Genomic DNA, 10323 nt, shown 5'->3' with positions numbered 1-10323 from the left:
CCACCAAAGTACCGGCAGGAATTGGGTGTGCAAAGTCCACTTTATCAGATGAAACAGTAACCACCCGCTTTCTGGTAAATCGAGTGGCTGTTATAAATGCTACCTCATCCATTAATTGCAAAGCAGTACCTCCAAACAAAGTATCGTAATGGTTCGTAGTATTCGGAAATACTGCTTTAAAGATTGAGGTTTTAGATTTCTCTATTCTTTCTGTCAAATTCATGGCTACTAAAAATTATAGCTCAATTTAACATAAAAGCTTCTTCCACGAGAATTAAATCAATTAATCTCATTATAATCTTCATTTAACAAATTTTCGATACGACCAGTAAGTGTTAGGTTCTTTTTTATTTTATAATTACCGGATACATCAAATAACAGATAATCGTCTAGCTCAGAAGTGCCCAATGCACCAAATGGGCCTAAAGAGGCATCGTAAAATACATCCGGCCTGCTATTAATGAAGTTAGCCGTTAGTTGAGCAGAAAATTTGTTTTGAGGGTTGTATTCGATGGCCCCAAAAATCTGCCTAGTTGGTCTTCTAACCAAATCAGACTCCTGATCTTCTGAAGATAAAAACACTCCGTTTGAATATAGTTGCACATGATTATTGCCGGTATAATCTGCATCTAAATCTTCATCTGTACTTAACATTTCAGTTTCCAGCCATGTTGCTCCTGCTCTTAGTTTTAATGTAGCGAACAAATCATATTCAGCCTCCAGCTCCAGTCCTGTAATATTTTGTTCAGCAATATTGATATACGTGTCGCCTAAATAATCATTAAATGTTAAATTGGAGATTGGATTGCCAGAATTCCATAGATACACATATTCGATTGCATCTTCCACCTTAGTTTGGAATGCAGAGGCCGTGAAAAACCCTTTTGTTGCCCATTTATGCTTCACACCTAACTCAACCGCTCTGGATGTTTCAGGGTTTAGGTTTTCATTGCCTCTGGTAGTAAAATTAAACACTCCATCAGGTGAATAAAGCTGTGTAAGCGATGGCTGATTGAAGCCTTGAGAATAAGATAAGTATATTAAAGAATTATTTAGTTGATATGACGGGCTAAAATCAAAACTCCAGTTATCTGAACCGTTTGATAATTCTGAGTATCTAACACTAGACGTGATATACAGATTGTCTAAAATATCTATTGACTCACCTACATGATAATTGACACTTGCAAAAGCATATTTCGATTCTAATGACATATCTACGGAGTCGTAGTCAGTTGTTTGTTCAAGAACACCAAATGCTCCGTTACTATAAAAATACGTTATCAAGTCCATTTCTTCCTTATAAATTCCAGCGCCTACAATTGCTGAAAATGAGCCGTTACTCTGATAGGTTAATTGAAGTTCATTTGTATTTAGAAACCCATCTGTTTCGTTGCTTACAAATGTTTGATCGTAAATACTTGGAGCCACCAAAGAGGAATCATCTACAGATAAACGAGTTGATTGGCTATAACCTCCGTTAAACGATGCATTTAATTTTTCATTTAATTGATAATTGAGACTATACTGAATTAAATCCCGATTAAAATCCAGGGTATAATTATCATCATCGACATACGCTCCATCATCAATATCTGCTTCCTGATCTGCTTTTTTGTAACTTATGGATGCGTCAAATACATTGTTTTTATAACCAGCTTTAAAGGAGTAATCTGTCTTTCTAAAGTCATCTTCATCTGGCTGTTTAAAAGTATCTGTAGTTGTAGTATCCTGAGCGGCATTAATTCCATTTATGCTTGAATTAAAGACAGACCCATTTAAATAAAATCCATTTATTCCGTAGTTTAAAAATAGATTTTGATTGGTAGCCACTCCTCCGCCACCAAGAGAACCCACTTGTACTGAGGCATTGCCCGCCAGCCCGTCCTGTGCCTTTTTTGTAATGATATTGATAACACCACCAATGCCACCAGTGCCGTACAATGCTCCATGAGATCCTTTAATGATCTCAATTCGCTCTATATTGGCAACAGAAATTTCTGAAAAATCAATGGCCCCATTGGGTGATGATGGGTCAGTAATCTTAACACCGTCAATTAATACATTCACATGGTTACTGTTGCTGCCACGCATAAATAAAGACTGGTTGCTACCCGGATTTTGACCGGACCCGACCACATAAATTGAAGTTTCATTAGATAGTAGTTCACCCACAGTATTATAAGCACTTTGCTCAATTTCTGAACTGGTGATAACTCTGGCACTTCTGCTTGTAGTAAATACTTCTTTGGCCATTCTGTTTCCTGAAATAATGACCTCGTTGAGCACAGTGTCTTGTTTTATCTCCTGTGCAAAAAGATAAGCTGGTGCTGTAGCCAGCGCAATAAATAGTAGTTTTCTTCTCATAGCTTTAACTAGTTTAACTATGAGCTTTTTGGTAAAGAAATTGAATAATATGGATTGCCAGGCAAACACATTTTACTCATCACTTTTCTCCCGAAAGCTCTGATAAAAAAATGACTATGGCAGGTCTCCTGGCTTACTCTACTTGCTGTACCTTCCCACCCCGATAGCTATCGGGACAGTGGTTTTTGATTTTCAACAAGCTTTTAAGAGCTTACAGTTGCGGGGACAGCTCCGGAATTCCATTTACATGGTCACCGGATTCCCTTTTAATCCTGATGAGTTGTAAAGCCCATCAGCAACCAATAATCAACACAAAGGTAGAAAAGATTTTATAAGCTGCTTCCAATTTGTTTAATATTGTTTATTCGTTATTCAACAATAGTTCATGAACAGATTAGGCATATTCATTCTAACTATATTGGTTGCAGCCTGCTCAAAAAACCAGCAAAAAGAGGAGGTTATAAAGACACATCCCTCTGAAAGCCTGTCACTTAACTATGCCACAGGGTTTGAAGTACACTATTACGAAGGCTATAAAAAGGTGATTGTAAAAAAACCATTTATGAATGCCGAAAGTGGCCTTGAGTACATTCTATCTGATAACCCGCAATCATTATCTGAAGACCTCAAATCAAAATCAATCATCAAGACTCCCATTAACTCAATTGTATGCACCTCCACCACTCATATACCCTTTCTTGATTACTTGAATGAGAGTAATTCATTAGTCGGTTTTCCAACAACCGATTACATCAGTTCTGAAAAAATGCGTCAAATAATTGATAATGGCCAAGTAGCTGAACTGGGCATTGATAAAGAAATGAATGTTGAGCGTTTAGTAGAGCTTGATCCAGATATTGTAATGGGTTACACGATTAGCGGTGATCTTGGGCAATTCAATAAAATCAACCAGTTAGGCATTGCAACAGTAATGAATGCTGAATACCTTGAAGAGCATCCTTTAGGAAGATCTGAATGGATTAAGTTTGTGGCTACCTTCTTTAATAAAGAACAACTGGCCGATTCTGTTTTCAAGGTTATTGAAGAAAATTATCTCAAGTATCAAAGGTTAGTTGCGAGGCAAAACAAAAAACCAACCGTACTTTCTGGTATTGTGTATGGAGATACCTGGTATTTGCCTGGGGGCGAAAATTATGCTGCCAAGCTTATTGATGATGCTGGTGGAAATTATCTGTGGTCTTCAGATTCCACCAGAGGCTTTCTGGAACTTAGCTTTGAATCGGTTTATGAAAAAGCACATGAAGCTAATTATTGGATTGGTGTTGCGAGTTTTGAAACCCTGGAATCCATTAAAAAAGCAGATGTTCGGTATGCCGATTTTTCTGCTTTCAAAGATGGGCGGGTTTATACCAATAATTGGCGTAAAGGGGCAAAAGGCGGCAGTGAATTTTTAGAATTAGGTTATCTTAGGCCGGATTTAATCCTGGCTGATCTAATTGAAATCATGCATCCGGAGTTAATAGACCACGAACTTTATTTTCATAAAAAGCTTGAGTGATTTTTTTTAAACCGCAGAGGTCACAGAGAGCCGCAGAGGTGTACTCTGTGCAACTCTGGGTTCTCTATGGTTAAAATTATTGAAAATGGAATTAAATAAGATTACAGAAACAATCATTGGCGCAGCGATAAAGGTTCACAAAGAGCTGGGTCCAGGTTTCCTTGAATCTGCATATCAGGAGTGCCTGTTCTACGAATTAGTGCAACAAGGTCTATTTGTTGAAAAAGAGAAAGCATTACCATTAGTTTATCAGGAAGTTAAAATGGATATTGGATATCGCATCGATCATTGGTTGAACATCAAGTAATTGTTGAAATAAAATCAGTAGATCAACTCAATGACATCCATATGGCCCAGGTTTTGACTTATCTTAAGCTAAGCAACAATAAGATAGGATTGCTGATTAATTTTAATGTGAGTTTGCTCACAAACGGACTAAAAAGAGTGATTAATAAATTCTATAAGGAGGAAACTTTAAACCGATGAGTTAAAAGAGAACCGCAGAGAAATGCTCTGTGCAACTTTGCGTGCTCTGCGGTTAAAAAACCATAAATGGATAAGAAATATACATACAAATTATTCCTGTGGCTACCTGCCACTATTATTCTATTGCTGCTGATTAATGTCTCATTAGGCAGTATTTCAATTCCATTTTCTGATATCATTTCTTTACTGATTGGAGGTGAGTCCACCAAAGAGAGCTGGGCAAATATTCTATTCAATTTTCGCCTGCCAAAGGCGCTTGCCGCCATCATTGTTGGTATCGGATTGTCGGTTTCAGGGCTGCAAATGCAGACTCTTTTCAGAAATCCCTTAGCAGGCCCATTTGTGCTAGGCTTAAGTTCAGGAGCAAGTTTGGGTGTTGCCTTATTACTTCTTGCCGGAGTGAGTGTGAGTACGTTAGGTCTTTTTGATTTAACCGGCTGGGTAGTAGTTATAGCTGCAAGTTTAGGATCAGGATTGGTTCTATTATTAGTGATGGCTGTTTCTCTGAGAGTTCGCGATAGCATGACTTTATTGATCATAGGGCTCATGTTTGGTAGTCTTACTGGTGCCGTGGTAAGTATTCTACAATATTTTTCTACCGGAGAAGAAGTACAAGTATATCTTTTCTGGACATTTGGCAGCCTTGGAGGATTGAGCTGGAATGAAGTGAGCATACTTTCTATAATTGTGGCCATAGGAATTCTAATGTCTCTGTTCTTAGTCAAACCCTTGAATGCCCTATTACTAAGCGAGAACTATGCTAAAAGTATGGGGCTAGATGTTAAAAAAGCCCGAATTCTAATCATTCTAGGAACAAGTTTGCTAGCCGGAAGCATCACTGCTTTTTGTGGCCCAATAGCATTTATTGGCTTAGCTGTGCCGCACCTTACCAGATTACTATTCAGCACGGCTGATCATAAAATATTGCTTCCTGCTGTAGCCATGACGGGTGCCATTATCATGTTGGTTTGTGACATAGTGAGCCAGGTGCCGGGTAGTGATATGATTCTGCCCATCAATGCAATTACTTCACTTTTAGGAGCGCCAGTTGTTATATGGATTATTTTACGAAGAGGTTCCATGCGTAATTCTTTTGCTAATTGACAGACAATAAAACCATATTATCACTTAAAAATCTGGAAGTAGGTTATCAGTTAAAAAAGAAACGATTATCAATACTTTCGAACATCAATCTACTACTGAAGCAAGGCGAGTTGGTTTGTTTTATGGGGCCAAATGGAGTTGGAAAATCCACGCTCATCAGAACCATTTGTGGTGCACAAAAGGCTTTATCAGGAGCTATCAAAGTCAATTCTAATAACCTTAATGAACTAAGCGCTAATGATTTAGCTCAAACAATAAGTGTAGTACTCACTGATAAAGTCAGTGGAGGAAATATGAGTGTTAAAGACTTGGTGAGTCTGGGTAGGTACCCTTATGTAGGTTGGAATATTAAGTTTTCTTCGGAGGATATAGAACATATTAATAAGGCCATTACACTGACCAAAATTGAGCCTCTGGCTGACAAAAAATTATATGAATTGAGTGATGGTCAGTTACAAAAAGTGATGATCGCCCGCGCAGTGTGCCAGAATACGCCTATCTTGATATTAGATGAGCCTACTGCCCATTTAGATTTAAATAACCGGGTAGAAGTCATTAATATGCTTAGTGATTTAGCCAAATCAACTAATAAGGCCGTACTAATGGCCACACATGAACTTGACTTGGCGCTTCAATCGGCAGATCGTATTTGGTTAGCTGGCTCGAATGACCCTATCATTGATGGGTTTCCTGAAGATTTGGTGCTTAATGGTAAAATTGATGATGTATTTGAACTGAAAGGTTTTGATCTGAAGACAGGAAGGCTAGAAAAAAACCTCGGAAAAGGCAGTGTTCAGCTTAAAGGAGATGGTCATACCTATTTATGGACAAAAAATGCACTAGAGCGACATGGCTTTAGCGTTGAAAATAAAGCTGAAATTCAAATCGAAATTAAGGAAGGTGATCAACTTAGTTGGATTGTAAAAAACAAGGGCGAACACAGTGTGTCCACCCTTGAGAACCTTATACAAATTATCAAATTACCCGAATAAGGCGGGCTACCTTTCTTCATTTAAACTCCAGTTATACTCGTAATGCGAAACCGCATAACTGGAAGGTATTGGTGTAGTTCTGTACTTATTGATGAAATCTACCACCGAATTAGCCCCATTCATTGTAAAATCTTTCTGATACCATTCAAAGATTTTAGAAAGGGCCACATTCTTGTTCGAGGCATCCACTTTTAACCACTCTTTATCATTAATCGCCTTTTTTGTACGCTCTGTTAATTTTGAATCCAGATTATCTGGTGTGAAGGCAAAACTTGCCAATGGCGGACAGCTCTTTGCCGCGCATGCTAATACAAAATGAAATCTTGGATCTTTATACGTCAGCAATAATTTCTTTATCTCAAGAAAATTAAGGGTTATAGATTCACCAGCCACTTGATGTTTCACTTTATCAAAGAAACCACTCTGATCTAATGGCGATTTAAGTGGATAATATTTTGCCACCTGATAAATCACAACTAGGTTATACGCATTAATATAAAATGCCTGCTTTTCTTTATCCGATGCTTTCGCAAGATTCATTGCACCTATTTCATCATATAGACTTTGAATTTCAGAAAAGTTGGCTTTAACTGATTTATAGGCTACCAAGCCATTATGCACATATTTATTAAAAAATGTATTCGATTCTGCGTAGAATGTAGGCAAGCCTGCACCATAAGACGTTATGGCCATCAGAAGTGTTACGGATAATAAAGCTAATTTTTTCATAGTTTTAATTATTTGGTGGTTGCATTTACGCCAATGCTACTGTAGTTGTTTGTCTGTCATCAGACATTTATAGATTTCTGACAAATTCCCGGCCAAAGCTGTCAGCAGCGTGACTATTAATTGCTAACTTATGAGTGAGATTGTCAAGTAAAGGACAATGCGAATTTATTTGCTTAACCAAACCATGCATTGTGCGTAACACACAACCATGCGTTTAAAACTAGGGATATGAAACATGTAGTAATCATTGGCAATGGCATTGCCGGAATTACAGCCGCACGGCACATCAGAAAACTAAGTGATTATGAAATAACGGTCATATCTGCTGAATCAGAATACTTCTGGTCTCGCACCGCATTAATGTATGTGTACATGGGCCACATGAAGCTCAAGCATACGCAACCTTATGAAAATTGGTTTTGGGAGAAGAACAATATCAACCTTGTGAAAGAATATGTGCAGGCAATTGACCTCGAAAATAAAATAGTAACCTATTCATCTGGAGGATCTGTTAAATACGATGTGTTGATTTTAGCCACAGGTGCCCAGCCAAATAAATTCGGGTGGCCTGGGCAGGATTTAGAAGGAGTAAGTGGCATGGTTAGTCAGCAGGATTTAGAGTATATAGAAAAATATACCAAAGGTATTGATCGAGGCGTCATTGTTGGTGGTGGTTTAATAGGTGTGGAGCTGGCCGAAATGCTTCACTCTAGAAGTATAAAAGTATCCTTTCTGGTTAGGGAAGAGCAGTTTTGGGATAATGTATTGCCAAAACAGGAAGCTGCGTTAATTAGCAATCACATTCGTGAACACCATATTGACTTACGACTAAAAACAGAGCTAAAAGAAATAATTGGAGATGAAAACGGTAGGGTGAAGGCCGTGATTACAGGCGATGGTAAAGAAATTCCCTGTCAGTTTGTTGGGCTCACCGCTGGCGTACATCCGAATATTCAACTTGCTAAATCATCGGGCATAGAATGTGGCCGAGGCGTATTAGTAAATGAGTTTATGGAAACCTCCATACCCGATATTTATGCCATTGGCGACTGTGCAGAACGGAGAACACCTGTACCAGGCAGAGCACCGGTAGAGCAAGTTTGGTATACTGGCAGAATGATGGGCGAAACTGTAGCCAAAACAGTTACTGGAACAAAAACGGAATACACTCCTGGGCATTGGTTTAACTCCGCTAAGTTTTTTGACATAGAATATCAAACCTATGGTCGGGTTTGGAACCAACTTCGTGAAAATGAAGCTGAGTTTTATTGGCAACATGATTCTGAAAGTATTGCTATGCATTTTATTTATGATCAGCGAGATCAGAAATTCTTGGGTGTCAATACTTTTGGAATAAGGCTCAGGCATGAAGTATTTGACCATTGGCTAAAAGAAAAAGCTACCATTCAGTTCGTGTTGGAAAATCTAAGATCGGCCAATTTCGATCCTGAATTTTTTAAACGGTATGAACAACAAATTGTGGAAGCATATAACAGCGAACACCCAGACATGCAGGTCATTTTAAAAGGAAAGAAAAGTATCATCGAAAAAATATTCGGATAAATGAAAGTAGTTAAAACGTTAGGCTTGGTTTTATTCTTGGTAGGATTCGGCATTTTCAATGCCACATTCTTTACTGCAGATTATCAGCTCACTGAGTCAATTTTAAAAGATCAATTAGGAGAAAATGATAAGGTACAGCTCTTCAATGAAAATTCAGACCTTACTAATAAGACCATCACGTCAAACTTCCAGTTTGTTAGTAGCCTTGATGAAACTTTCAGAAAGGTGAATGAAATTCAGTTGAGTAAATATGCCATTTCTGATGAAGAAATTGATGCACTGATTGCAGCAAACACAGACAATTTCAGTTTACAAACCCTTTCGATACTCGGTGATAGTGATTTGGCAGAATACAAAAGAAAAACTTTTAATGACTATGGTAATTGGCTGGATGGCCGCTCTTTCAATTCAAAAGAAGAAATGAAAGCCCTAGTCAGTCAGGTAGTTGATAACATCAAAAAATACCAGATCGTTAATGAAAAAGGATTTGATCAATACAAAGTTAAGGATCTTAAATATGCTTTAACCAAAGCCAGTGCTGTTGGACCGGTTGCCTCCGACCCGGCATTATTTCTTGTTCTAACTTACGTTTTATGTATAGTGGGTGCCTTTTTATATATAATCCCAAAAATTAACGATGGGCCTCCTGGAATTAAGAATAATGGTATTTTCCATAGTGCCATGAAAAATACGGGCTGGCTTGGCATTCTTACAGGGGCATTCTTAATCGCCTTTTACATAGTACTCTACTTCTACCCTGAATACATGACAAACTGGATCATCATGGTAGACCCTCTGAGTCAGTTTTTAAAAGGTTCTGATGCGGGCAGGTTCTTTTTATATGGCTTCATTTACACACTCTGTATTTTGGTAATGGGTGTGAGAATGCTCATTAAGTACCGCCATTCTAAGTATCAGATGGTACGCACTTTTTCGGTCATGTTTTTTCAAACAGCTTTTGCTTTCTTAATTCCTGAAATACTATTGCGGTTAAATCAACCGTATTTCGATTTCAAAAATATTTGGCCACTGGACTATGACTTTTTCTTTGATAACGAACTGGACACGTTACTGGCCAGTGGTGGTTTGGGCCTATTTATGCTGGGTTGGGGTATTGCTTTGATTATTATTGGAGTACCCGTATTTGTCTATTTCTTTGGCAAACGATGGTATTGCTCTTGGGTATGTGGCTGTGGTGGCCTGGCAGAAACATTGGGTGACCCATACAGACAGCTTTCCGACAAGTCTTTAGGGGCTTGGAAAGTGGAACGCTGGATGATTCATTCTGTGTTGGTATTTGCTGTGGTTATGACTGGCGGAGTGCTTTACACCTATTGGACTGGCAACAGCCAGGTTTTCGGATTTAGTACGTATGATGTTCGCTCTGTGTATGGCGCCTGGATAGGTGCTGGCTTTGCTGGTGTCGTAGGCACAGGTTTTTATCCATTGATGGGCAACAGGGTTTGGTGCCGTTTTGGTTGTCCGTTAGCTGCGTATTTGGGTATCATCCAACGATTTAAATCCAGATTTAGGATCACCACCAATGGCGGGCAATGCATTAGT

8 protein-coding genes, 1 pseudogene and 1 riboswitch are annotated in these 10323 nt (G+C 38.5%); of the genes and pseudogenes, 6 read left to right on the top strand and 3 right to left on the bottom strand.

The genetic code is table 11. The features are described from left to right. On the bottom strand, nucleotides 1-223 hold a 223-nt coding region (locus tag RLO81_RS00455; protein ID WP_350105672.1), incomplete at its 3' end, for an acyl-CoA thioesterase. A 56-nt stretch (nucleotides 224-279) separates the two neighbouring features. Next, nucleotides 280-2367 carry a TonB-dependent receptor plug domain-containing protein gene (locus tag RLO81_RS00450; RefSeq protein WP_350105669.1) on the bottom strand — a complete coding sequence of 696 codons (2088 nt, stop codon included), beginning with the start codon at nucleotides 2365-2367 and terminating at the stop codon, nucleotides 280-282. A gap of 101 nt (nucleotides 2368-2468) precedes the next feature. After that, a riboswitch (cobalamin riboswitch) is annotated at nucleotides 2469-2687 on the bottom strand. Between the two features lie 65 nt (nucleotides 2688-2752). On the opposite strand from RLO81_RS00450, the gene RLO81_RS00445 reads away from it, so the two are divergent. The 4 genes and pseudogenes from RLO81_RS00445 (at nucleotide 2753) to RLO81_RS00430 (ending at nucleotide 6468) form a co-directional block, all read left to right on the top strand. Further along, nucleotides 2753-3886 (top strand): ABC transporter substrate-binding protein, encoded by a 1134-nt coding sequence (locus tag RLO81_RS00445; RefSeq protein WP_350105667.1) that lies wholly within the window; start codon nucleotides 2753-2755, stop codon nucleotides 3884-3886. A gap of 85 nt (nucleotides 3887-3971) precedes the next feature. Then, a pseudogene (locus tag RLO81_RS00440) lies at nucleotides 3972-4372 on the top strand (GxxExxY protein). Between the two features lie 66 nt (nucleotides 4373-4438). Further along, nucleotides 4439-5476: an iron chelate uptake ABC transporter family permease subunit gene (locus RLO81_RS00435; protein ID WP_350105664.1), complete on the top strand. Its 1038-nt coding sequence runs from the start codon at nucleotides 4439-4441 to the stop codon at nucleotides 5474-5476. Then, complete coding sequence (locus tag RLO81_RS00430; protein WP_350105661.1) at nucleotides 5473-6468, top strand: ABC transporter ATP-binding protein; 996 nt, start codon at nucleotides 5473-5475, stop codon at nucleotides 6466-6468. Before RLO81_RS00435 ends, RLO81_RS00430 begins: the two co-directional genes overlap by 4 nt. 6 nt (nucleotides 6469-6474) lie before the next feature. Here RLO81_RS00430 and RLO81_RS00425 read toward each other — a convergent pair whose 3' ends face one another. Continuing rightward, nucleotides 6475-7197 (bottom strand): DUF547 domain-containing protein, encoded by a 723-nt coding sequence (locus tag RLO81_RS00425; RefSeq protein WP_350105658.1) that lies wholly within the window; start codon nucleotides 7195-7197, stop codon nucleotides 6475-6477. Between the two features lie 228 nt (nucleotides 7198-7425). Here RLO81_RS00425 and RLO81_RS00420 point away from each other — a divergent pair, with 228 nt between their 5' ends. Together RLO81_RS00420 and RLO81_RS00415 are read left to right on the top strand one after the other, a co-directional pair. Continuing rightward, entirely contained in the window at nucleotides 7426-8760 is a 1335-nt protein-coding gene (locus tag RLO81_RS00420) for an NAD(P)/FAD-dependent oxidoreductase (RefSeq protein ID WP_350105655.1), read from the top strand. After that, the coding region (locus tag RLO81_RS00415; RefSeq protein WP_350105652.1) for a 4Fe-4S binding protein at nucleotides 8761-10323 on the top strand (1563 nt) is incomplete at its 3' end.

This window comes from Fulvivirga sp. (genome assembly GCF_040220315.1).
Taxonomy (GTDB): domain Bacteria; phylum Bacteroidota; class Bacteroidia; order Cytophagales; family Cyclobacteriaceae; genus Fulvivirga.
The sequence above is the reverse complement of the archived record's forward strand: the minus strand, read 5'-3'. Positions and strand labels throughout refer to the sequence as shown.